The following is a 25,186-nucleotide window of genomic DNA, read 5'->3' as shown; positions in this document are numbered from 1 at the left end:
GTCGAATGGTGCGCCGTACAAAGTGAAGTTCCAGATTTTTCCCTCAGCCTCGCGCGGCATTGAGCTGCTGCGCGACCTCGCCGCAACGATTCGACGCTCGGTCGCCAGCGTTTCCGAGATGATCGGCAACCCCGAGGGGCGCCCCCAGCAGCTGCGCGACCTGGCCGCGGCGGAGGCCGAGGCCTCCGACCTGGTCCACGCGGTGCTGACCCACCTGCGAACCAGCTACATCAGCCCCTTGCCCCGCGAGGACATGTACACGCTCTCGAGGCTGCTGCACGAAACCATGGAACAGCTGCGCGGCACCGGAGAGCTGATCATGAACATCGGCACCACCCCGCTTTCTGAGCGCTCCTCGGAGCAGCTTGAGCTCATCTCGCAGCTGGCCGACCTGGCCTCCGACTCCGTCCAGCACCTTGGCAACCTGGACGACCTGGAAGACAACTGGCTGCAGATGGTGCAGTCCTCCAAACGCGCGGCGAGGACCCACCTGGTGTGGGTGGATGAAATCGCGGGCTTCTCCAAGGCCAGCACCATCCACCGCCACCAGCGCGTGGCCGACCACCTGATGCTCACCGCCAACACCCTGCGCCAGTTCGCCGATCACCTGGGCCGCGTGCTGGTCAAGGAGTCCTAAGACCCATGACCGTTATTTCGTCCCTTACCGCCGTTGCGGTGGTCCTGACCCTGGGCTACGCCGTGCTCAATGGTTTCAGGGACGCCTCCACAGCGGTGGCCGCCGCGGTGCGCACCAGGGCGCTGACCCCGGTGGTGGCCGTCGTGGTGGCATCGTTCTTCGCCTTCCTCGGCACCATCGCCACCTCGGGATTGAGCACCGCGCTGGTCGACGCGCTGAACTTCAACGTCCCGGACGGCATCGACGGGCTGAAGCTGGTGATCTGCGGCCTGCTGATGGCCGGCGCCTGGGGGCTCTACTGCTGGTGGCGCGGCCTGCCCATGAGCTCGACCCATTCGCTGCTCTCCGCCCTGGTGGGCGCCAGCGGCGCCGCGGCCTTCATGGGGGATGCGTCGATGTCCGGGGCCTGGGCGCTGCTGGTTGGCTCGGTCCTGCTGCCGCTGCTGATCTCCCCGATCATCGCCTACACCCTGTCGTACCTGGTGGTGATCCCGGCGATGTGGCTGGTTCGGCACGACACCTCGCGCACCGTGAACGAGGTCTCGCGCGCCGGCCAGGCGGTCACCGCCTGCGCCTCGGCCCTGGGGCTGGGCCTGCAGGACGGCCAGCGCACCGGCGCGCTGATCGCGCTGGTGCTGATCACCGGGGACGCCATGGACCCAGGGCCGGTCACCTGGGCCATCCAGCTGTCCGCCGGCGCCGCGTTGTCCTTCGGCGTGCTGCTGGGCGGCTGGCGCATCACCCACACGCTGGGACGCCGCCTGGTGAACTTCGACCCGATGCGCGGAATGATCGCCCAGGGCGTCTCCGCCATCATGCTGTTCGTCGGCTCGCTGGTCTTCCATCTGCCGCTGTCCACCACCCAGACCGTCACCAGCGGCATCGTCGGCGCCGGCAAGAACCAGGCCTTCGAGTCGGTCTTCTGGCGCAATGTCGCCAGGGTGGCCTGGCACTGGGTACTGACGCCCGTGGTGTGCGTCTTCGGCGGCGCGGTGCTCACGCTGGCCATCAGCCCGCTGTTCTAGCGGTTTTCCCGGCGACTGGCCAGGCTAGTCCGGATCCGGCGTGAACAGGTCCTCGATGGGGCACCCGAACAGCGCGGCCAGCTTGAACGCCAGCGGCAACGAGGGGTCGTAGCGGCCCTTCTCCAAGGAGATGATGCTTTGGCGCGAGATCCCCAGCTCGTCGGCGAGCGCCTGCTGCGACAATCCCCTGTCCTTGCGCCGTTCGGCCAGTGAATTGCGCACTAGCCCTCAGCCCGCTTGCTCAGCTGCATCCGGATGCCGAAATCCACCATTGCCAGGACCACCAGGCCCGCGAGCACCAGGTGCAGCGGCCAGCGCAGCGTCAGGTCGATGGCGACCTCCAAGACGCTGAGCACAGCCGCGCCCGCACCCAGCAGCACCAGCATGTCGCGGAACACCCCTGCCGAAGCGCGTTCGCTCCAGCGGTATTCCACCGAGTCCTCGACGTTGCGCGGCGCGTCGCGCATGGTCCCGCGGTCAACCAGCAGCACCCAGAGCAGCGCGGAGAACGGGAGCCAGAAGCTGAACCCGAAGGCCAGCAACGTGGCAAGGAACCGCTCCTCGGGCCCCGCGGCGGCAACGAGCGCGGCAACACCCAGCGCGGCGGCCAGGCCTCCTCCGAAGCTCAGCAAAAGCAGTGTGCGGGTGTTCCCGCCCGAACGCATGCGGCCCCAGGCCGACTTCTTGATCTCGGTCATCGCTCTTCCTCCTGTCGGTTCTTCCTCGTGGCATCAATCTACAGTTAAGCTTCCTTTACAGTCAAGGTTGCTTTACATCAAGGTTTAAAAACCAGCGGCGCACCTCTCGGTGCGCCGCTGGCGGTGATCCCCTCCAGGATCCCCGGAAGACCCCCCTTCCGGTTCACCTACCGGCCTGCTGACGGCAGGCGGTAGACGAAATCTTTATCCGAAGCGTCCTGAGACGTAGTCTTCGGTGGCCTTCTGCTCCGGGTTGGAGAAGATGGCGGCGGTGTCGTTGTACTCGATGAGCCTGCCCGGCTTGCCGGTGCCCGCGATGTTGAAGAAGGCGGTCTTGTCGCTGACGCGTGCGGCCTGCTGCATGTTGTGGGTCACGATCACCACGGTGTAGTCGTTCTTCAGCTCATTGATCAGGTCCTCGATGGCCAGGGTGGAGATCGGGTCCAGGGCGGAGCACGGCTCGTCCATCAGGATCACGTCGGGCTTCACCGCGATGGTGCGGGCGATGCACAGGCGCTGCTGCTGGCCGCCGGAGAGGCCCGAGCCCGGCTTGTCCAGGCGGTCCTTGACCTCGTTCCACAGGTTCGCGCCGCGCAGCGACTTCTCCACCAGCGCGTCGGCGTCGGACTTGGAGATCTTCTTGCCGTTCAGCTTCACGCCGGCCAGCACGTTGTCCTTGATGGACATGGTCGGGAACGGGTTCGGGCGCTGGAAGACCATGCCGATCTGGCTGCGCACGGTCACCGGGTCGACGCCCGGGCCGTACAGGTCGTCGCCGTCCAGCAGGACCTCGCCCTCGACGCGGCCGCCGGGGATGACCTCGTGCATGCGGTTCAGGGTGCGCAGGAAGGTGGACTTGCCGCAGCCCGACGGGCCGATGAAGGCGGTGACCGACTTCGGCTCGATGTTGATGGACACGCCCTCAACTGCGCGGAACTTGGAGTAGTAGACGTTCAGGTCGTTGACGTCGATGCGTTTTGCCATGGTGTTTATCCTTGAAAATTCTTGGGGTGTCGAGGGCCGGAGCGCTGGCTCAACGGCCCTTCTTTGGAGCGAAGAGCTTGGCGATCAGCCGGGCGGCCAGGTTCAGCGCCATGACCATGAGGATCAGCAGCAGGGCAGCTGCCCAGGCGCGCTGGATCGACGGGTCGACGTTGGTCGGGCTGGTCGGCGTCATGATCTGGTAGTAGATGAACGTGGGCAGCGTGGACATCCAGTTGGCGAACACGTTCAGGTTGATGTTGCTGGCGATGCCGGCGGTGACCAGGATCGGGGCGGTTTCGCCGATGACGCGGGCGATGGCCAGGGTCACGCCGGAGGCGATGCCGGAGATCGCGGTCGGGATGACCACCTTCAGGATGGTGCGCCAGCGGCGCACGCCCAGCGCGTAGGAAGCCTCGCGCAGCTCGTTCGGGACGATTTTGAGCATTTCCTCGGTGGAGCGGACCACCGTCGGGATCATCAGCACGCTCAAGGCGACGGCCGCGACGATGCCCATGCGCGAGTTCGGGCCCAGGATCAGGCCGAAGAAGGCGGCGGCGAACAGGCCTGCGACGATGGACGGGATGCCGGTCATCACGTCGACGAAGAAGGTGATGGCGCGGGCCAGCGGGCCGTTCTTGCCGTACTCGACCAGGTAGATGGCGGTGAGCATGCCCACCGGCACCGAGATCACGGTGGCCCACAGGGTGATTAGCAAGGTGCCCATCAGCGCGTGGTAGGCGCCGCCGAGCACCGGGGTGCCGTTTTCGACCGTCTGGTTGTCGACCGCGCCGGTCACGCCGTTCATGGAGTTGAACAGGAAGTGCATGTTCATGCCCGGCAGGCCCTTTTCCAGCACGGTGTAGAGCACCGAGGCCAGCGGGATCAGCGCCAGGATGAAGGAAGCGTAGATCAGGTAGGTCCAGGTCGCGTTCTTGCCGCGGCGCTTGCCCTCCACCACCGTGGTGGCCACCGAGGCGGCGATCAGGAAGATGACTGCGGAGTAGATGGCGAAACTCGCCACGTTGAAGCCGGTCAGCGTGGAGCCCGCCGCGCCGAGGATGATCGAGCCGCCGGCGATGGCCGGGATGGCCCACTTGGGCAGCTTGCCCTTGGCCAGCGAATTGCGCTTGCGGCTCGGAGGCGTCGGCTGTGTCGTGGTGTTGCTGCGTTCGGAAGTAGTCATGGCACTCATCAGTTGGCTCCGGAGAATTCCTTGTGGCGGGCGATGATTGCCCGGGCGATCATGTTCACGACCAGGGTGATCAGGAACAGGACCAGGCCGGCGGCGATGAGCTCGGCCAGACGCAGCCCGAAGGCCTCGGGGAAGTTCAGCGCGATCTCGGCGGCAATGGTCTGGTTGCCGGACTTGATCAGCGACGGGATGAGGTTGCCGGTGGAGAGCACCAGGGCCACTGCCATGGTCTCGCCCAGTGCGCGGCCCAGGCCGAGCATGGTGGCTGAGATGATGCCTGGGCGGGCGAAGGGCAGCACTGCGGTGGTGATCATTTCCCAGCGGGTGGCGCCCAGGGCCAGGGCGGCCTCCTCATGCAGCTTCGGGGTCTGCAGGAAGATTTCGCGCGACAGCGAGGTGATGATCGGCAGCACCATCACTGCCAGCACGATGCCGGCGGTGAGCATGGTCTTGCCGGTCTGGCTGGCGGGGCCTTCGAAGATCGGGATGAAGCCCAGGTTGGTGGCCAGCCAGTCGTAGCCGGGAACCAGCGCCGGGGCCAGCACCATGTAGCCCCAGGCGCCGTAGATGACCGACGGGATGGCGGCCAGCAAATCGATCACGTAGCCCAGCGGGCCGGCGATGCGGCGCGGGGCCAGGTGCGAGATGAACAGCGCCACGCCCAGTCCGACCGGGGTGGCGATCAGCAGGGCGATGGCCGCTGCGACGACGGTTCCGACGATGATCGGAGCGATGTAGGAGAAGAAGCCGGCGCCGCCGGAAATATCGGCCGGATCGGCCAAGAACGTCGGCAGGGCCTGGATGAGCAGGAAGACCGCCACCGCGAACAGGGTGATCAGGATCAGTACACCGGCGCCGAGCGCGGCGCCTGAGAAGATCTTGTCCCCGGCGCGGCCGGAAGTCGATGACTTGCTCGTCAAAGCATTGGTAGTCATTGGCTTAAGCCTTTACGGATATTGGAGGGGTGTTGCAGCTTGCGCTGCGGGGGTGGAGGGGGTTTGGTGTGGGCGGTTGCCCGCCCACACCGGATGCCGGTTTCCCGGCGGGGTGCTACTTGGCGACGGTGATGGAATCGATGGCAGCCGCTGCCTTCTCTTCCATGCTGGCCGACAGCGGGGCGTTGCCGGCCGATTCCGAAGCGGTCTTCTGGCCGTCGGCCGAGACGACGTAGTTGCCGAAGGCCTTCACCAGGTCAACGGTCGCCTGGTCCTTGTAGGTGGTGCAGAAGATGTGGTACGAGAGCAGCACGATCGGGTAGGTGCCGGCCTCGGTGGTGTCGCGCTCCAGGTCCAGGGCCAGGTCGTTCTTGGCGGCTCCCTCGACCGGGGTTGCGGTCTCCAGGGCCTTGGCTGCGGCCTCGGAGGAAATCTTGGTGTACTCGTCGCCGACCTTGACGTTCACGGTGGACAGGTCGCCCACCGCGGAGAAGTCGGCGTAGGTGATGGCGCCGTCGGTCGAGCCGGCCGTGGAGACCACGCCGGAAGTGCCCTTGGCGTTCTCCGACTGGATGTCCGATGGCCAGTCGCCGGAGACGTCGTAGGTCCACACGTCGCCTGCGGCGGCCTTCAGGTACTCCACGAAGTTCTCGGTGGTGCCGGACTCGTCATTGCGGTGCACCACGGTGATCGCGGTGTCCGGCAGGGTGGCGTTCGGGTTCTGCTTGGCGATGGCCTCATCGTTCCAGGTGGTGATCTCCTTCTTGAAGATCTTGGCGATGGTGGCCGCGTCGAGGTTCAGCTCCTTCACGCCATCCAGGTTGAAGGCCACGGCGATCGGGGAAACGTAGGCCGGGACGTTGAATGCGCCGTCCGGGCCGCAGACCTGCTTGGCCTCTTCTGCCTCTTCAGGCTTCAGGTAGGCATCCGAACCGGCGAACTGCGCGCCGCCGGCCAGGAAGGCCTTGCGGCCGGCGCCCGAGCCGTCCGGCGAGTACTGGACGTTGGCCTGCGGGTTTTCGGCCTTGAAGCCGGTGATCCAGGCTTCCATGGCCGACTTCTGGCTCGACGCGCCGATGCCGGTCAGGGTGCCGGTGACTTCGGCGTTGGCGGCCGGGGCTTCGCCCGATGCCGACGCGCCGGCGCCGGTCGGGTTGTCCGAACCGCAAGCGGTCAGTGCGAGAGCTGCGACGGAAAGAACAGCAGCTGCACTGCCAAGACGATTGAGCTTCACGAGAGTTACTCCCCATAAGAGTCGGTAGATAAGAATCTGAACCTTCAGCGGTCATTTGTCCCGCTTCACTTACGAGGCTAAGGAGCCAAAGTAACCAGATTCCCCAGCGAAGGTGAACGAAAGGTTAACAACGCCTTTAACTTGCAGTGATCCTGATCACCGCATCTGCTGTGTCTCTGCCCCAGGAGCCCGCGCGGCTCATGAAAGACTAGGCTCATGGCCACCGCTCGCACCTCCGGCAGCAATCGCCGAGACCTCGTGAACTTCCTGGCCCGGCGCAACGCCGCCGGGCTGGCCCGCGCCGGGAACTCCCTGCCGCGGATCATCCGCATGACCCTCGGCGCGGTCGGCGCCTATTGGGTGGCCGACACGATGCTGGGGCATACCCAGCCGATCTTCGCGGCGACCAGCGCACTGATCTCGCTGGGCTTCGGCGGGGCGACCACCATCCGCCGCACCGCCGAGGTGGCGCTCGGGTGCACCCTGGGCGTGGCCCTGGGCGATACGCTGATGCACCTGCTCGGGCAGGGCATCTGGCAGGCGGCGGTGGTGATGTCGCTGAGCCTGGTGGTGGCCCGCTATCTGGACTCGGGCCCGATCTTCTCCACCCAGCTGGGTATGCAGTCGGCGCTGGTGGTGCTGCTGCCGATCAGCGTGGACGGGCCGTTCTCCAGGTCCCTGGACGCGTTGACCGGTTCGGTGCTGGCGTTGCTGATCATCATCCTGTGGCCCTCGGACCCGCGCCGCATCCCGGTGGCAGCGCTCTCGGAACTGTTCAAGGAGCTCTCCGAGGCGATGCTCGAATGCTCCTGGGCGATCCGGGATGACGACCGCCGGGCGGCGTTCCACGCGCTGATCAAGGCCCGCGCCACCCAAAAGCACCTGGACCAGCTGCCCGGAGCGTTCAGGGCGGCCCAGGAAATCGCGATGCTCTCCCCGGCCGGGCGGCGGCACCGCGAGGAGCTCACCCGGCTCTCCGAACGCTTCAACCACTACGACTGGGCCGCCCGCAACGCCCGCGTTTTCGCCCGCAGGCTTTCCTCGGTACTGAGCAACAGCGCGCTGACCCCGGAAGGATCCGCCAGCCTGGCGCCGCTGCTGCGCGAGATCTCCGAAGGTATCAATGCGCTGGCCCACTCGGTGCGCGAGCCGAATCTGGCCGGTCAGCGCAAGTTCGAGAAGGGCGCCCGCAGCCAGCTGGAGGCCGCCGCCGCGCAGCTCGACCCGCGGGCGCTGGGTGTCGAGGGCCTGCAGGGCGAAGGACTGGTGCTGCTGCTGCGCCCGATGCTGGTGGATCTGCTGGAAGCCGCCGGACGCGACCACGAGGCCGCCATCGGGGTGCTTCCCAAGTTGTCCTAGCCGGTCGCTAGCATTAACCCATGGCCAAAACTTCCACGCGCAGCAAATCCACCGCAAGCTACAAGTGCTCCGAATGCGGCTGGACCACGGTTAAATGGGTGGGACGCTGCGGCGAATGCCAGGCCTGGGGCACCGTGGAAGAGGTCGGTGTGGTCTCCGCGCGCACCGCCCCCGCGGCAAAGGTCGCGCATCCGGCCAAGCCCATTGCCCAGATCGACGGCTCCGAAGCCGCCTTCCGCCCCAGCGGGGTCTCGGAACTTGACCGCGTGCTGGGCGGCGGCCTGGTGCCGGCCGCGGCCATCCTGCTGGCCGGGGAGCCCGGGGTCGGGAAGTCCACGCTGCTGTTGGACGTCGCGGCCAAGGCGGCCCACACCGGGCTGAAGGTGCTCTACCTGACCGGCGAGGAATCCGCAGCGCAGGTGAAGTCCCGCGCCGAGCGCATCAATGCCGTCGCGGACAACCTCTATCTGGCGGCCGAAACCGACCTCTCGCTGGCGCTGGGCCAGATCCAGGAGATCAACCCGCAGCTGCTCATCCTCGACTCGGTGCAGACCTTCTCCTCCGCGGAGGTAGACGGCGCAGCCGGCGGCGTCTCCCAGGTGCGCGAGGTGGCGGCCTCCATCATCAACTCGGCCAAGACCCGCGGCATGACCACCATCATGGTCGGGCACGTGACCAAGGAAGGCTCGGTGGCGGGTCCACGCCTGCTGGAACACCTGGTTGACGTGGTGTGCCAGTTCGACGGAGAGAAGCATTCCCGCCTGCGCATACTTCGCGCATTGAAGAACCGCTACGGGGCAACGGACGAGGTCGGCTGCTTCGACCTGAACGAGGACGGCATCGAATCGCTGACCGACCCCTCCAAGCTCTTCGTCACCCGCACCCGGAACCCGGTTCCGGGGACCTGCATCACGGTCACGCTGGAAGGCCGGCGGCCGCTGGTCGCCGAGGTGCAGACCCTGCTCTCGCGCGGCAGCGGGCCAGCCCCGCGGCGTGCCACCAGCGGGCTGGATGCGGCGCGCGCCCAGATGGTGGTCGCGGTGCTGCAGGCCCGCGCCCACATGGACCTGTCCTCCATGGATTCATACATCGCCACGGTCGGCGGGGTGAAGATCAGCGAGCCGGCCGCGGATCTGTCCTGCGCGCTGGCACTGGCCTCCTCGCTGAATGAGTTCCCGCTGCCGCAGGACTTCGTCGCCTTCGGCGAGGTGGGGCTGGCCGGCGAGGTCCGCCAGGTTCCGGAAATCGCGCGGCGCATCACCGAGGCCCAGCGTCTGGGCTTCTCCTTCGCCATGGCCCCGGCGACACCCGAGCCGCTGAAGAACATCCCGGACGGCATCCGCGTTTTCCAGGTGGAGAACATTGCCCAGGCCCTGGATATCGCGTTCAACCAGAGGCAGAAGCCCACACGATAAAATGGGAGCTGCTGCCCGTTGAAAGGACGCACGTTGAAATCGCATCCCGCCCCCGAACTACTCTCCACCCTGGCCCGGATCGCCCCGGGCACCGAGCTGGCCCAAGGACTGGAACGCATCCAGCGCGGGCGCACCGGCGCACTGATCGTGCTGGGGCACGACAAGGAGGTCGAATCCATCTGCTCGGGCGGTTTCCGGATCAACACGGACTACACCCCCACCCGCCTGCGCGAGCTGGCCAAGATGGACGGCGCGATCATCCTCGACGCCTCGGCCCGCCAGATCCTGCAGGCCGGGGTGCAGCTGATGCCGGATGCGGCCATCGGGACCCAGGAATCGGGCACCCGCCACCGCACCGCTGAACGCGTCGCGGTGCAGACCGGTTTCCCGGTGATTTCGGTGTCGCAGTCGATGCAGACCATTACCCTCTACGCCGCCGGCGAGCGCCATGTGCTCGAGCCGGCCGAACGCCTGCTGGCGCGCGGCAACCAGGCGATTGCCACCCTCGAACGCTACCGCCACCGGCTCGACCAGGTGACCAGCGCGTTGTCCGCCGCGGAGATCGAGGACACCGCCACGGTGCGCGAGGTGCTGGCGGTGCTGCAGCGCACCGAGATGCTGCGCCGCACCAGCGAAGAAATTTCCCGTTCAGTGCTCGAGCTCGGCGCGGATGGCCGCCTGCTGGCCTCCCAGCACACCGAGCTGCTGGCCGGCATCCAGGTGGACAACCAGCTGCTGCTGCGCGACTACTCCCACGCCGAGGGGCAGGAACTGGACATCGAGGCGGCGCTGGAGAAGCTGCACGAGATTTCCGATGCCCAGCTGATCGAGCCCGAGGCGCTGACCAAGATCCTGTTCCCGAATTCGACAGCAGACCAGGAAGATACGCTCACCCCCAAGGGGTACCGCCTGCTGTCGCAGATCCGCACGGTGCCCAAGGCCATCGGCGAGCGCCTGGTTGCGTCCTTCGACAACCTGCAGCTGCTCATGGCCGCGTCGACCAGCCAGCTGATGGAGATCGAGGGCGTGGGCGAGCAGCGTGCCCGCTCGATCCGCGAGGGACTTGCGCGCATGGCCGAGTCCTCGCTGCTTGACCGCTACATCTAGGCGCGCGCCGGGCGGTCGGCTACTTGAGCACGAATGTCGTCGGGTCGCTGGTCATCTCGCCGATCGCAGCGGTGAACTTGTAGGTTCCCGGCAGCGGTTTGGCGTTGACCGCCTTGCAGCCCGGGGCGGAGCGGTTGCGGTTCCAGGTGAACTTCGCGCTTTCCTTCTGCCCGGCGGCAAAAGCCAGCACGACGTCTTCGCCGTTGCTCAGGCAGTCGACCGTGGAAAAGATCCTGTCCGAGCCGCTGGAAATCAGGAATTCCTGCTGGCTGGTGCCAACATTCAGCTCGCAGTCGCGCTTGGACGTGTTTTCGATTCCCAAGGTGAGCACCGGGTCCTCTTCCGAGGCGTAGGACTGCTTGTCGGTGGATGCGGTAATGGTGATTTCCCCGGCCTTGCAGGCGTTGGGTTCCGTTTCCCCGGAGGGCTCGGAGGCATTAGGCGAAGCTTCGACAGGGGTCGGGTTCGCCCCCTTCGGTTCGTCGTCTGCGCCGAACATTCCGACGACAGCGGTGACGCCCCAGACGATGAGTCCGACAAGCACGAGAGCCAAAACAGCCACGGTGATGCGCCGGCGCCGATAGACGCGGGCCGATGGCTTGCCCCCGGATGTGTTGCTCATGGCTTAAGGCTAGTTCATTGCACGCCCGCACCGTGTGATATCCAGAGGTTCTGCACCGTGAATCAGCTGACTTAGAGTGGATGGGTGCAGCAAATTCACGAGAAGATCAATCACTGGTACCTGAACAACCAACGCGACCTGCCATGGCGCCGCCCCGGGGTCACCGGGTGGGAAGTCATGGTCAGTGAATTCATGCTGCAGCAGACTCCGGTGGTGCGGGTGCTTCCGGTCTGGGAAGAGTGGATGGAACGCTGGCCAACTCCTGAAGATCTGGCGGCCGAACCGCTGTCCGAGGCATTGAAAGCCTGGGGCAGGCTCGGGTATCCGCGCCGCGCCCAGCGGCTGCATGCCGCGGCGGTTGAGATCACCACCGAATACAACGGCCAGGTGCCGCAGACCGAAGCCGAACTGCGGGCGCTGCCCGGAGTGGGAGACTACACCGCAGCTGCCATCGCCTGCTTCGCCTTCGGCGAGCCTACCGTGGTGGTTGATACGAACATCCGCCGCGTCCAGGCCAGGGTGTTCGGCGGCATGGCATTGCCCGAACCCAACCCCCGCGCCAGCGAGTTCGCCCGGGCCCGCGAGGTGCAGCCGGACGACCGCCGGGAGGCGAACCTCTGGAACATCTCCGTCATGGAGCTCGGCGCGCTGGTCTGTACCGCACGCAGCCCCAAGTGCGAGCTGTGCCCGGTCTTCGATGACTGCGCCTGGATCACTGCAGGAAGGCCGGAACCGCACTACACCCCCAAGGGGCAGGCCTGGCACGGCACGGACCGCCAGGTGCGCGGGGCCATCATGGCAATCCTGCGCGAGCACGAAGATCCGGTGCCGGAGACGACGTTCCTGGCGGATCTTTCTGCGCAAACCCACGCGATGTATGTCGCTTTGGGCAAGCTCGAATCCCCGCTGGAGCAGCGCGAGCGGGCGCTGGCGGGATTGCTCAAGGACGGCTTGGCGGTTGCCGACCCGGAAGGCGTCAGGCTCCCCTCCTGAGCGATGGCCGAAAGCCTGTGCCAGAATACGGATGCGCCCCTAAGCTAGGGTCATGGACATTTCTTCTGCTGCCGGCAAGGCACGCCAGACGGCCCGGAACCCATGGTTCCAACGCGCGGCGCGGCTCGGCTACGTGGCCAATGCGGTGCTGCACGCGACGCTCGGTTTTCTTGCCTTGGTGCTGGCCAGGGGTGGCAGCGCCGAAGCCGACCAGAGCGGGGCGCTGCAGACGCTGGCCGGGCAACCCTGGGGGATCGTGCTCCTGTGGGTCTGCGCGATCGGAGCTGCCCTGCTGGGCCTCTGGTCCCTCGCACAGGCAGCGCTGCCCCAATCCAAAGCGTTCAGAAGGCTTAAATCCGCGGGCACCGGAATAGTTTTCCTCGGGCTCAGCGGGGCATTTTTGCAATTCGCTCTCGGCAACCAGAGCGATTCGGGGCAGACCACCAGCTCCTTCAGCGCCATGCTGATGCGCTCCACCGCAGGCCGCGGAGCCTTGATCGCCTTGGGAGTGGTGCTGATCGGGGTCGGCGGCTATTTCGTATACCGCGGAATAACCCGCGGATTCCTGAAGGACCTGCAGACCACCGGCCATCGCGCCTTGCGCAAGGCGATTACGGTCTCGGGCGTCGTTGGCTATCCGGCCAAGGGCCTGGTGCTGGCAGCGGCGGGTCTGCTGTTCATCGTTTCCACAGTGCAGGGCGATCCCGAGGAATCGACGGGTATCGACGGGGCGTTGAAGGCTCTGGGCGAGCAGCAGTTCGGCCCCTTTGCGCTGGTACTCGTCGGCGCGGGCCTGCTGTCCTATGCGCTGTTTCTGGTCTTCCGTTCCCGGTTCGACACCATGGAGGATTGAGCTAGAGGGAAATAATCATCCGGGTGTTGCCCAGCGTATTCGGCTTGACCCTAGCCAAGTCCAGAAATTCGGCCACACCCTCGTCGCGGGACAACAGAATTTCCTGGTACACCGACGGGTCCACGGCGCTCTGGTCGGCCATGACGCTGAAGCCCTGGCGCTCGAAGAACTTCACCTCGAAGGTCAGGCAGAAGACACGGTGCACCCCTACCTGGCGTGCCCTCTGGAGCAGCTCCTTAAGCAGTACGTGCCCCACGCCCTTGCCACGCAGATCTGCGGAGGTGGCCAAGGTCCTGATCTCTGCAATGTCTTCCCAGATCACGTGAAGACCGCCGCAACCGACTACGTTCCCGTCTGCGTCTTCAGCGACCACGAATTCCTGGATGGACTCGTAGTAGGTCACCGCTTCCTTGTCCAGCAGAATGCGCTCCTCGGCCAGTGGTCGCACGAGGTTCCGGATTGCAGGGACATCGGTGGTCTTCGCTGAACGGACGGTAAAAGTATTCACCTTTCAAATCCTATGCCCGCAGGATCATGGATTCGAGCTTCGCGGCCGATATGTCACGGAGCGCACCGTGCCACGTGACCTGTGCCAAACTTGGTGTCGGTGATGACTACCGGCTGAAGTGAAGGATGAGAATGTCGCAGAGCACAGCTCGCCCGGGAATGGGGCTGCTATCCATCCTTCTTGCAGCGGTTGGCATCGCCCCGCTGCTGAACTACGGACTCAGTGCCACCAGCGACCTGGTCATCAGGGATCTGGGCATCAGCGAGACCCAGTTCGGGTTGCTCGCCACCGTGTGCTTCGGCTGCGCAGCCATCGGCAACGTGGCGTTCGGCCAGTTCGCCGATCGGCAACCCGATATCCGGCTGCTCCTGCTGGTCTTCGGCATGGCCGCGCTGGCCATGGGCTTTGCCGCGCTGCCGGCGGGGTACGCCTTCCTGCTGGTTGCTTCCGGCATCTCGGGCTTCGCCCAGTCATTTCCCAACGGGGTCACCAACCGCATTCTCGCCCAGCGGGTGCCGAAGGACCAACGCATCGCCTGGACTGGCATCAAGCAGTCCGGCGTCCAGGTGTCCCAGCTGATCGGCAGCGTGGGTTTCCCTATGCTCGCTGCGGTCATCGGCTGGCACGGCGCGTCGCTGATTGGCGCCGTGGTCGCCGCGTTGCTGGGCGTTCTTGCCATCAAGGTGGTCTCGGCGGTCCCGCTGCTGCAGGCTCCGGCGCCCGCGGCGCCCCGCTCGGTGTCCGGACAGGCGGCCAGCCCGGATACCGCCTCTACCCGCTTCATCGTTTTCGCGCTGGCCCTCTTCGGCTTCATCAACGGCATCGGCGTCCAAGCGACGAACGTCTACATCCCGCTTTTTGCGGTGCGCGAACTGGATTTCTCGCTGGTTGCAGGCGGCCTCACCGCCGCAGTGGCCGGAGTGGTGGGCGTCAGCGCCCGCGTGGGCTGGGGCAGGATGATGTCCCGCGGCGTTCCCGCGCCGAAGCTGCTGCTCCTGCTCGCAGTGCTCGCCACCGCCGGAGGCCTCGGCTTCCTGATGGCCCAGCAGGCTCATTCGGCCGTGCTTCTGTGGCTTGCCGTGGTGCTTCACGGCGCGTCGGCGCTGGGCGTCTCGGTGGTGTTGATGGCCGCCCTGCTGCGCGCCATTCCAATCAGCCGGATGGGCAGCGCCAGCGGCATCGTCTCGGCAGGGCAGTTCGGCGGATTCACCATTGGCCCGCTGGCCATGGGCCTGCTGATCAGCTCCCCGGGCGGCTTCACCGCTGGCTGGATCGCCGTGGTCTGCATCTACCTCAGCTGCACCCTGCTCGGCCTGTTCCTGGTGTTCCGGCGCCGCAGGAGCTCCTAGCCCATGGATGCCAAGATGCTGAAAACGCTGGCCCACCTGCGCCGGGCACGGGATTTGATGGACCGGCACTATGCAGAGCCGCTGGACGTGCCCGCCATGGCTCAGCGCGCGCTCATGTCCCCGGCGCACTTCTCGCGCGAGTTCAAACGGGCCTACGGCGAAACTCCGCACTCCTACCTGCTGACCCGGCGCATCGAACGGGCCATGCACCTGCTGCGTGCCGGGGTGGGAGTCACGGATGCCTGCATGCAGGTGGGATGGACGTCGTTGGGCTCCTTCAGCACCCGCTTCACCGAAGTCGTCGGGGAGTCCCCCTCGGCCTACCGGGAACGCGAGCATTCGCAGACCGAACAGATCCCGTCATGCATTGCCAAGGTCCTTCTGCGGCCCGAAAGATTCTGAGCAGTTTTGGAGAAGCGTCGCGGCAGCAGGCTCCCCTAGCCTGAAACCATGACAAACATTTCAGTGCAATACATCCCGGTCACCGTGCTGGACGTGGACGAAGCCCTCGGCTTCTACCGTGACGGTTTGGGGCTGGACATGGTCTCCGACGTATCCAACGCAGGGTTCCGCTGGGTCTCGCTGTCCGTCCCTGCCCAAGGCGGCCTGAATCTGGTGCTCTCGACGCCTGGCGCGGGCCGCTCCGACGAGGACGCGCAAGCGCTCGGTGAGCTGGTCGCCAAGGGCGCCATGGGAGGGCTGGTGCTCACCGTGCCGGATCTCGATTCGCTGTTCGACTCCTTGTCGTCAGGCGGGGCCGAAGTGCTGCAGGAACCCATGCAGCAGCCTTGGGGACCACGCGACTGCGCATTCCGGGATCCGTCGGGCAACATGATCCGCATCAATCAGGCAGCTTAGGAGCAAACATCATGACCACCACCGATCAGGAAGGCTTCAGCGCCGCGGAGAAAGCGGCCATGAAAGAACGCGCGGCGGAGGTCCGCGCCCCGAAGAAGCGCATGACCAAAGCCGAAAAAGCGGCCCAAGCCCGCCAGGACGTTGAAGTCAAGATCGCCTCCTACAGCGGAAGCGACAAGGAAATCGCCCAACGGCTGCACCACATCATCACCACAACCGCGCCACAGCTCGAGCCCAGGACCTGGTACGGGATGCCCGCTTACGCGTTGGACGGACAGATCCTGTGCTTCATCCAGGACGCGGAGAAGTTCGGGGCCCGCTACCTGACCCTCGGGTTCAACGACGCGGCCCAGCTTGATGAGGGAAGCATGTGGCCGACCGCCTACGCCATCACCTCGCTGGACGAACGGCTCGAGGCGCAGGTCGCCGCGCTGGTCGGCAAGGCCGTCGGAAACTAGCCCAGGGCCTCCGGCCGCGCCGCGGGCAGGATTCCGCTCAGCACCGCGGCCGCGGCGCTAAAACCCGCTAGCAGCGCGAGCAAGCTGAATCCGATCACGTTCGCGCCCTGGTCTTCGGCTCCGGGGATGCTGGCAGCCAGCATCATTCCCAGGCCCAAGGCCAGGACCGCGTAGCCGGCAGCCAGGAAACACACGACGATCGCTTTGGGTCCGGCATACCAGTGCCCCAGCGATGTGAGGTCGTTGCAGGTCCAAACCCCGATGCCGAACGCAGCCGCAGCGATCGCGGCAACCACCCCCAGCACCAGGGGCGTCGAACCGTAGCCTGCCCCCTCCGGCCCGAGGTGGCGGACCAGCTGGGCGGGAAGACCCGCACGCAGTAGCAGATAGGACCCTGCGTAGAGCAGCAGCGCTGCGCCGGGCCCGATCAGCAATATGGAATATTTGCGAGCTGCAGACATATTCCGAGCCTACCGGCCAGCAGGCCGGTTGCCCAAGGAATGTTAAAGCCCGCAGGGCGCGGACTTGGATTGCTCCAGGTCCGCGCCCCGCGGGTTGTTTAGTGCTTGCCCTAACTTTCCAGCGCTGCCGGTGCCGGTTCGCCTTCAAGTTCACCGGGGCCGCCTTCGGCGTGGAAGACGAACTTCCGCTGCTCGTCCTCGCCTTCGACGTCCACGGTGACCTTCTGGCCGGTGACGATCTGGCCGAACAAGATCTTCTCGGAGAGCTGGTCCTCGATGTCGCGCTGGATCGTGCGGCGCAGCGGGCGGGCGCCCATGGCCGGGTCGTAGCCTCGCTGTGCCAGCAGGGTGCGGGCGGCGGCGGTCAGCTCAATGGTGATGCCGCGCTCGTCCAGACGCTTGCGCAGTCGTCCGATGAACAGGTCGACGATCTCCTCGATCTCTTCCTGGCTCAGCTGCGGGAAGACCACGATGTCGTCAACGCGGTTCAGGAACTCAGGGCGGAAGTGCTGGCGCAGCTCCTCCTGGACCTTGGCCTGCATGCGCTCGTAGCCGGTGCGGGTATCGCCCGAAGCCTGGAAACCGGTCATGACACCCTTGGAGATGTCTCGGGTACCCAGGTTCGTGGTCATGATGATGATGGTGTTCTTGAAGTCCACCACCCGGCCCTGCGAGTCGGTCAAGCGGCCGTCTTCCAGGATCTGCAGCAGCGAGTTGAACAGGTCCGCGTGGGCCTTTTCCACCTCGTCGAACAGCACCACGGAGAACGGACGACGGCGGACCTTCTCGGTCAGCTGACCGCCTTCTTCGTAGCCGACGTAGCCCGGAGGGGCACCGAACAGACGGGAAACGGTGTGCTTCTCCGAGTACTCGGACATGTCCAGGGTGATCAGCGCGTCTTCTTCACCGAAGAGGAACTCCGCCAGCGCCTTGGCCAGCTCGGTCTTGCCCACGCCGGTCGGGCCGGCGAAGATGAACGAGCCGCCCGGGCGGTTCGGGTCCTTCAGGCCTGCACGGGTGCGGCGGATTGCCTGGGAGATGGCCTTGATGGCCGAATCCTGGCCGATGACGCGCTTGTGCAGCTCGTCTTCCATGTTCAGCAGGCGTGTGGACTCTTCCTCGGTCAGCTTCACGACAGGGATGCCGGTCGAGTTCGCCAGAACCTCGGCGATCAGATCCTCGGTGACCTCGGAAATTTCGTCAAGGTCGCCGTTGCGCCAGGCCTTTTCCTTCTCGTTGCGGGCCTCGATGAGCTTGGACTCCTTGTCGCGCAGCGATGCAGCGCCCTCGAAGTCCTGCGCGTCGATGGCAGCTTCCTTCTCGAGGCGGACGGTGGCGATCTCCTCGTCCATCTCCTTCAGGGCTGGAGGAGCGGTCATACGCTGGATGCGCAGCCGCGCGCCGGCCTCGTCGATCAGGTCCACCGCCTTGTCCGGCAGGAAGCGATCCGAGATGTAGCGGTGCGCCAGCTGGGCCGCTGCCTGCAGCGCGCCGTCGGTGATGGTCACGCGGTGGTGCGCCTCGTAGCGGTCGCGCAGGCCGCGCAGGATCTGCGTGGTCAGCTCGACGGACGGTTCCTTGACCTGGATCGGCTGGAAGCGGCGCTCGAGGGCCGCATCCTTCTCGATGTTCTTGCGGTACTCGTCCAAGGTGGTGGCACCGATGGTCTGCAGCTCGCCACGGGCCAGCATCGGCTTGAGGATCGACGCCGCGTCGATGGCACCTTCTGCGGCACCGGCACCGACCAGGGTGTGGATCTCGTCGATGAACAGGATGATGTCGCCGCGGGTGCGGATCTCCTTCAAGACCTTCTTCAGGCGTTCCTCGAAGTCGCCGCGGTAGCGGGAGCCTGCCACCAGCGAACCGAGGTCCAGGGTGTACAGCTGCTTGTCCTTGATGGTCTCGGGCACGTCGCCGCGCACGATCGACTGGGCGAGGCCCTCGACGACTGCGGTCTTGCCGACGCCCGGCTCACCGATCAGGACCGGGTTGTTCTTGGTGCGGCGGGAGAGAACCTGCATGACGCGTTCCATCTCGTGCTCGCGGCCGATAACCGGGTCGAGCTTGCCCTCGCGGGCTGCCGCGGTCAGGTTGCGGCCGAACTGGTCCAGCACTGCCGAGCCTGCCGGCACGCCTTCCTGCTGGCCGCCCGAGCTGACGCCGGCCGAGGCAGTTTCCTTGCCGCCCTGGTATCCGGAGAGCAGCTGGATGACCTGCTGGCGCACACGACCGAGGTCGGCACCGAGCTTGACCAGCACCTGGGCTGCGACGCCCTCGCCTTCGCGGATCAGCCCGAGCAGGATGTGCTCGGTACCGATGTAGTTGTGGCCCAGCTGCAGCGCTTCGCGCAGCGAGAGCTCCAAAACCTTCTTGGCGCGAGGAGTGAACGGGATGTGACCGGAAGGAGCCTGCTGGCCCTTGCCGATAATCTCCTGAACCTGCTCACGGACGGCACCCAGCGAAATATTCAGCGACTCGAGGGCCTTCGCGGCCACCCCGTCGCCTTCGTGGATTAGACCGAGCAGCAGGTGCTCGGTGCCGATGTAGTTGTGGTTGAGCATGCGCGCCTCTTCCTGGGCGAGCACGACAACTCGACGGGCACGGTCGGTAAATCTCTCAAACATCTTCGGCACACTCCTTGCTTACCAATAGTTCGATGCTACGCACCCGGGGCCAGCAATTCTCCCTTGTTCGCCACGGGGATAACCGATGCGGCCGCTTCGCGTTCGCTTCGGTTCGAGAAGATAACCGCAAGTAGATAGAAATTCATTTATTAGTACACCAAGTAAATAGCGAGAGAAATTTTCTTCAGCAAGTGATTAAAGCAGGAAGCCCGCACTTAAAAAGTACGGGCTTCCTAAAATAGAGGCTTATTCCTAGCGCTCGCATTACTTGGCGCGGTTGCGGCCACCCTTGCGCATTGCTGCATTGTAGGCGTCGACAACATCGGCATTCAGGCGCCCACGGGCGTTTACCTTGATGTTGTTTTCCTTGGCCCAGGCACGAATTGCCGGGGCTTCACTCGCTGCGGTCTGCTTCGAGGAGCGCGCTGCCTCAATATAAGGCTCCAAGGCCGCATGGAATTGCGCAGCGTGCTCATCGTTCAAATCGATCTCAAAATGCTGACCAGCGATGCTGAAGGCAATGGATTCGGTTGCTTCACTGCCATCAATATCATCAATCAGCGCAATTTGAACCTGACGTGCCATTTGAGAATTCCCTCCGGCTCTAATGTCGTTGAGTAGTGCTTGCAAGCGTTACTCCAATTTCGTAGCTCAAGTATAGACATTAATACGAAACATTTCGAATTAGAAGATCAATTCACAAGGAATTATCAGGAATAGCTTATTCGCGCGTTGAACGAGTATCCGATTCAGTTCGGTTCTCAATTAGCGCATCCGCTTCTGATTCCGCCTGCCGCTCTTTACGGTCTGCATTGGTAAGTGCTTTCATTACGTACCAAAAAAGCAATCCAAGCGCGATGCTGGGAACGAACGCCTCTACAAATGGCATGGTAATTACGCCTCCGGCTTGAGAAGTGGGAACAAGATTGTCTCGCGAATACCTACATCGGTAAACAGCATGACCAGACGGTCGATGCCCAGGCCGATGCCGCCCATTGGAGGGGCGCCGTATTCAAGTGCGCGCAGGAAGTCCTCATCCAGCTGCATGGCTTCCGGATCCCCGCCGGCGGCCATCAGCGACTGCTCGGTCAGGCGCTCGCGCTGGATGACCGGGTCGATCAGCTCGGAGAAGGCGGTGCCGCGCTCCATGCCGCCGATGATCAGGTCCCAGGCTTCGATGACACCCGGCTTGGAACGGTGCGGGCGTGCCAGCGGCTGGGCCAGCGGCGGGTAGTCGCAGACGAAGGTCGGGTCGATCAGGGTCGGCTCGACGATCTCGCCGAACAGCTCGATGACCAGCTTCTGGGCGCCCCAGGCCGGGTCGAACTTCACTTCGTGCTTTTCGGCGATCTCGCGCAGCACCGAGGCCTCGGTCTCCGGGGTAATCTGAACGCCAACAGCTTCCGACAGGCCCGGGTAGACACTCAGCCAGCGCCATTCGCCGTCGAGGTTGACGGTGCCCTTGGAGGTCTCGATGGTGCGGCCGGCACCGATGGCGTCCGCCGCGTTGAGGATGATCTCCTTGATGCGGTCGGCCATGACGTACTGGTCGGCGTAGGCCTCGTAGCACTCCAGGGTGGTGAACTCCGGCGAGTGGGTCGAGTCGACGCCTTCGTTGCGGAAGATGCGTCCCACTTCGAAGACGCGGTCCACGCCGCCCACGACGCAGCGCTTGAGGTACAGCTCGGTCGCGATGCGCAGGGTCATTTCCTGGTCGAACGCGTTCAGGTGGGTCTTGAACGGGCGGGCCGAGGCGCCGCCGTGCACCAGCTGCAGCATCGGGGTTTCGACCTCGACGTATTCGTGGTTCTCCAGGGTGTTGCGCACGGCGCGGACAATGGCGGCGCGCTTGTAGACCATCTCGCGGGCTTCGTTGCGAACGATCAGGTCGGCGTAGCGCTGGCGGACGCGGGTTTCCTCATTCAGGTCGGCGTGCAGCACCGGCAGCGGGCGCAGCGCCTTGGACGCCATCTGGAAGGAGTCGGCCATGATGGACAACTCGCCGCGGCGCGATGAGATGACCTTGCCGGAAACGAAAACATGGTCGCCCAGGTCGACGAGCGACTTCCACTGGGCCAGGCGCTCTTCGCCGACGTTCGCCATCGAGAGCATGACCTGCAGGCGGACTCCGACGCCCTGCGGGCCGCCCTCCTGAAGGGTGGCGAAGCACAGCTTGCCGGTGTTGCGCATGAAGACGATGCGGCCGGCAATGCCGACGACGTCCTCGGTCTCTTGGCCCGCTTCCAGGTGCGCGTACTTTTCGCGGACCTCCTGCAGGGAATGGGTGCGGGCAACGCCAACTGGGTAGGCTTCCTCACCAAGTGCCTGCAGCTGGTTGCGCTTATCGGTGCGGACCTGACGCTGGTCGTTCGGATCAGGGGCCTGTGCGGAATTAATTTCGGAAGTCACAGTATCCCATTCTACGTGTGATTCCGGGGGTGTTGGCCTGATCATGACCAGACTTACACCTCACAGCGCGGTTAACGCGCCGGGCGCGGAAGGCCTGTGCCTTCCGCGCCCGGCAATCGGTCTACCAGATCACTACACGATCCTCCGGATCAAGCCACATGCCGTCCCCCGGCTTGGTCTCGAAGGCCTTGTGGAATGCGTCCAGGTTCTTCGGCACCTGGTTGCAGCGGAACTCCCCGGGCGCATGCGGATCGGTGGTCACCCGGATGACCGCGGTCTCCGGGCGGATCAGCGTGCGCCAGCACTCGGCCCACGAATAGAAGAAGCGCTGGTCGCCGGTGACGCCGTCGATGACCTCGTCCTCGACGATGCCGTTGGCGGCGAGCTCGAGCTTGTAGGCCTTGTAGGCGATGCCCAGCCCGCCCAGGTCGCCGATGTTCTCGCCCAGCGTCAGCGCGCCGTTGACCTGGTGGTCCGGGGCCTCGGTCGGGCTCAGCGCGTTGTACTGGTCAACCAGCTTGCCGGTGAGCTTCTCGAAGGCTGCACGGTCCTCGTCGGTCCACCAGTTGGTCAGCTGGCCGCTGCCGTCGTACTGCGAGCCCTGGTCGTCGAAGCCGTGCCCGATCTCGTGGCCGATCACCGCGCCGATGGCGCCGAAGTTGGAGGCGATGTCGCGGTCGACGTCGAAGAACGGCAGGCGCAGGATCGCGGCCGGGAAGGCGATCTCGTTCAGCAGCGGGTGGTAGTAGGCGTTGACGGTCTGCGGGTACATGAACCACAGCTCACGGTCCACCCCGTCGTCGATCTTCTTCAGCTCGCGCTTGAACTCGAATTCGTTGGCGGCTGCACGGTTGGCGATCACGTCCAGCTCGTCGGTCTGAATCGACGAGTAGTCGATCCACTGGTCCGGGTAGCCGATCTTCGGGCGGAACTTGGAGAGCTTGTCCAAAGCCTTCTGCACGGTGTCCGCGCCCATCCACGGCAGGTTGCTGATGGAGATCCGGTAGGCCTCGATCAGGCGCTGTACCAGCGCGTCCATGGCGGTCTTGGCCTCCGGCGGGAAGTTCCGGGCCACGTAGAGCTGGCCAAGGTCCTCGCCGACGGCGCCCTCGGTGAAGGCAACCCCGCGCTTCCAGCGGTCCTTGAGCTTCTCCACGCCGCCCAGCTTGGCCGAGTAGAAGGCGAAGTTCTCATTCACGAATGCGCTGGACAGGTACGGCGCGAACGAGCGCAGCACCTGCACGGTCAGCCAGTTCTTCCAGGCCTGAAGCGGCTGCTCCGCCAGCAGCCCCGAGAGCGCCTCGATGTAGCTCGGCTGCCAGACCACCACTTCGCCGAAGTACTTCTGATCGATGCCGGCGCCATCCAGCCAGGCGCGCAGGCCCGGCATGAGGCCGAACAGGTCTTCGCCGGTCAGCAGGTTGTAGCGGGCCTGCGCGTCGCGCACCTTGACCCGGTCCCAGTGGTGGGAGGCGATGGCGGTTTCCAGCTGCACCACGGATTCCGCGGCGGATTCGGCGTTCTCGATGCCTCCCAGGCCCAACAGGCGCGCAAGGTGCTCGCGGTAGTCCGCGACGGTCTGCGCGAACTGCTCCTCGCGGTAGTAGGACTCGTCCGGCAGGCCAAGCCCCGCCTGCAGGAAGGTCAGCAGGTTGCGGTCCGGGTCTCCGGCGTCGCTCATCGCGCCGATGTCGACGAAGCCGCTGATGCCCTTGCGGTAGAACGAGCCGGAGAGCTCGAGCAGTCCCTGGACGTCCTGGACCTGGGTGATGGCTTCCAGGTAGCTGGCCACCGGGGCCGCGCCGCGCTCCTCGATGATCTGCTCGTTCATGAAGGACCCGTAGAGGTGGGCGATGCGCCGGGTTGCGCCGTCGATCTCGGCACCGGACTGGTGCGCGGCGACCGCGTCTTCGATGATGGCGTGCACAGCGGCCTCGGCCTCGTCGCGCAGTTCCATGAAGGAGCCGTAAATGCCCTGGTCGCTGGGGATGGTCGCCGTCTCGAACCATTTGCCGTTGCTATGGCGGTACAGGTCGTCCTGCGGGCGAATGGCGTCGTCGCGGTACTTCAGGACATCAGGCAATTCGGTAGTCAAGGAGCTGCTCCTTCGTAGAAGATCGGGCTAAACCTATTACACACTGTAACCAGTTCTTCTGAAATAGGGTTCGGCTCCGGGAGTCCTCCACCCACGGCTTAAACAGCTGCTGCCCCGAACACCATGGTGTTCGGGGCAGCAGATACATGGGAAAGCCTGAAATCCGCAACAGTTCGCTGCGGTCAGCAGGCTTCGCGTGCCTAGAATCAGCTCCAGATATCATCGCCGCGCAGCGAGGCATCCGCGCCGCCGTCGATGTAGATGGTCTGGCCGGTGACGTGGGTGTTTTCCTCGCTGGTCAGCCAGAGCAGCAGCTTGGCGATGACAACCGCTTCCGAGTGGTAGTTCAGCGGCATTGGCACGTGGGCGTCAACGCCGGCACGGCCCTCTTCGGTCGAAAGCATCTCGCGCGTCATGTTGGTGATCACGGTGCCTGGCGCCACGGCGTTCAGTGGGATGCCGGCGCCGGCCCAGGCGGGGGTGATGCATTCGCGGCGGACCCAGCGGCTGAGGGCACGCTTGGACGACGGGTAGTTCAGGTAGCCAGTCCTCGGGCCCTGCTCTTCCAGGGACTTGCCGATGGCCAGTGCAGCGTCTTCGTCGCCCGACAGCAGGGCGTCGACAAGCTCGACCGAGTTCGGCTGCAGCGACGCCATCGAGGACACCACGGCAACGCGTGGGGCCTCGGACTGAGACAGTGCCGGCAGCAGTCCCTCGAGGTACTGGGTGACGCCGAAGAAGTTGACGGCAACGGTCAGCGCCTTGGGAGCGGAAATGCCAGCAGCTGCGATCACTGCGTCGATCTTGCCCTCGCTCAAGCGCAGCGTCTCTTCAATGGCAGCCTTGCGTCCCTCGGGGGTAGAGAGATCTGCGGTGATTTCAGCACCGCGAAGGTCCACGCCGATCACCTTCTGGCCGCGTTCGCGCAGAAGTTCTGCGGTTGCCATGCCGATTCCGGATCCTGCTCCAGTTACGATGTAAGTTCTCAAAACCTGAGTCCTCGATTCATCTCGATGTCTGTCGCTGAACCGCGGAAATGAGTTCGCGGTGAGCGCTTAAGAACAGGTTAGCGACAAAAAGGCGTTTAGCAGGAAATCAATCTTGGTCCGGAACTCCATTGTCTAAGTCAATTATCGGCCCGGAATCGGGGTTTTAAATAGCGGGAGGCCCCGACACATGACGTGTCAGGGCCTCCCGTTAACCACGTGCGGCCCCGGACTGACAAGTCCAGGACCACACGCACCAAGTTAAGTCCGGCGGTGACCTACTCTCCCACACCCTCACGAGTGCAGTACCATCGGCGCAATGGGCCTTAGCTTCCGGGTTCGGTATGGGACCGGGCGTTTCCCCCACGCTATGACCGCCGTAAC

At 64.9% G+C, this 25,186-nt stretch carries 26 protein-coding genes and 1 rRNA gene; 11 read left to right on the top strand and 16 right to left on the bottom strand.

Annotation, left to right across the window (positions count from 1 at the left end; translation table 11 throughout):
• The first annotated feature begins 22 nt into the window (after positions 1–22).
• Positions 23–637, top strand: coding sequence for a hypothetical protein (locus RF641_RS15570; RefSeq protein WP_047117672.1), 615 nt, complete (start codon positions 23–25; stop codon positions 635–637).
• A gap of 5 nt (positions 638–642) precedes the next feature.
• Positions 643–1,662, top strand: a complete 1,020-nt coding sequence (locus RF641_RS15565) for an anion permease (protein WP_424573559.1) — start codon at positions 643–645, stop codon at positions 1,660–1,662.
• 24 nt (positions 1,663–1,686) lie between these two features.
• Here the strand turns inward: RF641_RS15565 and RF641_RS15560 are convergent, their stop codons facing one another.
• The 6 genes from RF641_RS15560 to pstS all read right to left on the bottom strand — a co-directional run bounded on the left by RF641_RS15560 (position 1,687) and on the right by pstS (position 6,705).
• Positions 1,687–1,884: a helix-turn-helix transcriptional regulator gene (locus tag RF641_RS15560; protein WP_047117670.1), complete on the bottom strand. Its 198-nt coding sequence runs from the start codon at positions 1,882–1,884 to the stop codon at positions 1,687–1,689.
• Positions 1,884–2,360: a hypothetical protein gene (locus RF641_RS15555; RefSeq protein WP_052772149.1), complete on the bottom strand. Its 477-nt coding sequence runs from the start codon at positions 2,358–2,360 to the stop codon at positions 1,884–1,886. Before RF641_RS15555 ends, RF641_RS15560 begins: the two co-directional genes overlap by 1 nt.
• A 204-nt stretch (positions 2,361–2,564) precedes the next feature.
• Entirely contained in the window at positions 2,565–3,344 is a 780-nt protein-coding gene (gene pstB / locus RF641_RS15550; protein ID WP_047117669.1) for a phosphate ABC transporter ATP-binding protein PstB, read from the bottom strand.
• A gap of 49 nt (positions 3,345–3,393) precedes the next feature.
• Positions 3,394–4,536, bottom strand: coding sequence for a phosphate ABC transporter permease PstA (gene pstA / locus RF641_RS15545; RefSeq protein ID WP_424573558.1), 1,143 nt, complete (start codon positions 4,534–4,536; stop codon positions 3,394–3,396).
• A complete protein-coding gene (gene pstC / locus RF641_RS15540; RefSeq protein ID WP_047117668.1) occupies positions 4,536–5,471 on the bottom strand; it encodes a phosphate ABC transporter permease subunit PstC in 936 nt (311 codons plus the stop codon). The genes pstA and pstC overlap by 1 nt, the downstream gene beginning before the upstream one ends.
• A gap of 115 nt (positions 5,472–5,586) precedes the next feature.
• Positions 5,587–6,705, bottom strand: a complete 1,119-nt coding sequence (gene pstS / locus RF641_RS15535; RefSeq protein ID WP_424573557.1) for a phosphate ABC transporter substrate-binding protein PstS — start codon at positions 6,703–6,705, stop codon at positions 5,587–5,589.
• 216 nt (positions 6,706–6,921) lie between these two features.
• On the opposite strand from pstS, the gene RF641_RS15530 reads away from it, so the two are divergent.
• From RF641_RS15530 to disA, 3 genes are read left to right on the top strand one after another with little or no spacing between them, the layout of a single operon-like run.
• On the top strand, positions 6,922–8,064 hold the full coding sequence (locus tag RF641_RS15530) for an FUSC family protein (protein WP_424573556.1): 1,143 nt from the start codon (positions 6,922–6,924) through the stop codon (positions 8,062–8,064).
• Positions 8,065–8,084: 20 nt separating this feature from the next.
• On the top strand, positions 8,085–9,479 hold the full coding sequence (gene radA / locus RF641_RS15525) for a DNA repair protein RadA (protein WP_047117665.1): 1,395 nt from the start codon (positions 8,085–8,087) through the stop codon (positions 9,477–9,479).
• A gap of 33 nt (positions 9,480–9,512) precedes the next feature.
• Positions 9,513–10,586, top strand: coding sequence for a DNA integrity scanning diadenylate cyclase DisA (disA, locus tag RF641_RS15520; protein WP_424573555.1), 1,074 nt, complete (start codon positions 9,513–9,515; stop codon positions 10,584–10,586).
• Positions 10,587–10,605: 19 nt separating this feature from the next.
• On the opposite strand, the gene RF641_RS15515 is transcribed toward disA, so the two are convergent.
• On the bottom strand, positions 10,606–11,208 hold the full coding sequence (locus RF641_RS15515; protein WP_424573554.1) for a hypothetical protein: 603 nt from the start codon (positions 11,206–11,208) through the stop codon (positions 10,606–10,608).
• An 84-nt stretch (positions 11,209–11,292) separates the two neighbouring features.
• Between RF641_RS15515 and RF641_RS15510 the strand changes: the two genes are divergently transcribed.
• Both RF641_RS15510 and RF641_RS15505 read left to right on the top strand, forming a co-directional pair.
• Positions 11,293–12,201, top strand: coding sequence for an A/G-specific adenine glycosylase (locus RF641_RS15510; RefSeq protein WP_047117662.1), 909 nt, complete (start codon positions 11,293–11,295; stop codon positions 12,199–12,201).
• A 52-nt stretch (positions 12,202–12,253) separates the two neighbouring features.
• On the top strand, positions 12,254–13,054 hold the full coding sequence (locus tag RF641_RS15505; protein ID WP_047117661.1) for a DUF1206 domain-containing protein: 801 nt from the start codon (positions 12,254–12,256) through the stop codon (positions 13,052–13,054).
• A gap of 1 nt (position 13,055) precedes the next feature.
• Here RF641_RS15505 and RF641_RS15500 read toward each other — a convergent pair whose 3' ends face one another.
• Positions 13,056–13,562 carry an amino-acid N-acetyltransferase gene (locus RF641_RS15500; protein ID WP_047117660.1) on the bottom strand — a complete coding sequence of 169 codons (507 nt, stop codon included), beginning with the start codon at positions 13,560–13,562 and terminating at the stop codon, positions 13,056–13,058.
• Between the two features lie 131 nt (positions 13,563–13,693).
• Here RF641_RS15500 and RF641_RS15495 point away from each other — a divergent pair, with 131 nt between their 5' ends.
• From RF641_RS15495 to RF641_RS15480, 4 genes are read left to right on the top strand one after another with little or no spacing between them, the layout of a single operon-like run.
• On the top strand, positions 13,694–14,911 hold the full coding sequence (locus RF641_RS15495) for an MFS transporter (protein WP_424573553.1): 1,218 nt from the start codon (positions 13,694–13,696) through the stop codon (positions 14,909–14,911).
• Between the two features lie 3 nt (positions 14,912–14,914).
• Positions 14,915–15,313: a helix-turn-helix domain-containing protein gene (locus tag RF641_RS15490; RefSeq protein ID WP_047117710.1), complete on the top strand. Its 399-nt coding sequence runs from the start codon at positions 14,915–14,917 to the stop codon at positions 15,311–15,313.
• 48 nt (positions 15,314–15,361) lie between these two features.
• Complete coding sequence (locus tag RF641_RS15485; RefSeq protein ID WP_424573552.1) at positions 15,362–15,769, top strand: VOC family protein; 408 nt, start codon at positions 15,362–15,364, stop codon at positions 15,767–15,769.
• A gap of 11 nt (positions 15,770–15,780) precedes the next feature.
• Entirely contained in the window at positions 15,781–16,227 is a 447-nt protein-coding gene (locus RF641_RS15480) for an iron chaperone (protein WP_053797150.1), read from the top strand.
• Here RF641_RS15480 and RF641_RS15475 read toward each other — a convergent pair.
• The 8 genes from RF641_RS15475 to rrf all read right to left on the bottom strand — a co-directional run bounded on the left by RF641_RS15475 (position 16,224) and on the right by rrf (position 25,184).
• Entirely contained in the window at positions 16,224–16,688 is a 465-nt protein-coding gene (locus RF641_RS15475; RefSeq protein ID WP_161449867.1) for a hypothetical protein, read from the bottom strand. The genes RF641_RS15480 and RF641_RS15475 overlap by 4 nt on opposite strands.
• 110 nt (positions 16,689–16,798) lie before the next feature.
• Positions 16,799–19,312: an ATP-dependent Clp protease ATP-binding subunit gene (locus tag RF641_RS15470; RefSeq protein ID WP_047117706.1), complete on the bottom strand. Its 2,514-nt coding sequence runs from the start codon at positions 19,310–19,312 to the stop codon at positions 16,799–16,801.
• A gap of 264 nt (positions 19,313–19,576) precedes the next feature.
• Positions 19,577–19,897 (bottom strand): histone-like nucleoid-structuring protein Lsr2, encoded by a 321-nt coding sequence (locus RF641_RS15465; RefSeq protein ID WP_047117705.1) that lies wholly within the window; start codon positions 19,895–19,897, stop codon positions 19,577–19,579.
• Positions 19,898–20,033: 136 nt separating this feature from the next.
• Entirely contained in the window at positions 20,034–20,201 is a 168-nt protein-coding gene (locus RF641_RS15460) for a hypothetical protein (RefSeq protein WP_181728182.1), read from the bottom strand.
• 5 nt (positions 20,202–20,206) lie between these two features.
• On the bottom strand, positions 20,207–21,766 hold the full coding sequence (gene lysS, locus RF641_RS15455; RefSeq protein WP_053797147.1) for a lysine--tRNA ligase: 1,560 nt from the start codon (positions 21,764–21,766) through the stop codon (positions 20,207–20,209).
• Positions 21,767–21,842: 76 nt separating this feature from the next.
• Positions 21,843–23,816 carry a M13 family metallopeptidase gene (locus tag RF641_RS15450; protein ID WP_082123729.1) on the bottom strand — a complete coding sequence of 658 codons (1,974 nt, stop codon included), beginning with the start codon at positions 23,814–23,816 and terminating at the stop codon, positions 21,843–21,845.
• Between the two features lie 206 nt (positions 23,817–24,022).
• Positions 24,023–24,805: an SDR family oxidoreductase gene (locus RF641_RS15445; RefSeq protein WP_082123728.1), complete on the bottom strand. Its 783-nt coding sequence runs from the start codon at positions 24,803–24,805 to the stop codon at positions 24,023–24,025.
• A 262-nt stretch (positions 24,806–25,067) separates the two neighbouring features.
• Positions 25,068–25,184, bottom strand: a 5S ribosomal RNA gene (gene rrf, locus RF641_RS15440).
• Between the last annotated feature and the right edge of the window lie 2 nt (positions 25,185–25,186).

It is taken from the genome of Arthrobacter sp. 'calajunan', assembly GCF_046940185.1.
GTDB classification, from domain to species: domain Bacteria; phylum Actinomycetota; class Actinomycetes; order Actinomycetales; family Micrococcaceae; genus Glutamicibacter; species Glutamicibacter soli.
The sequence above is the reverse complement of the archived record's forward strand: the minus strand, read 5'-3'. Positions and strand labels throughout refer to the sequence as shown.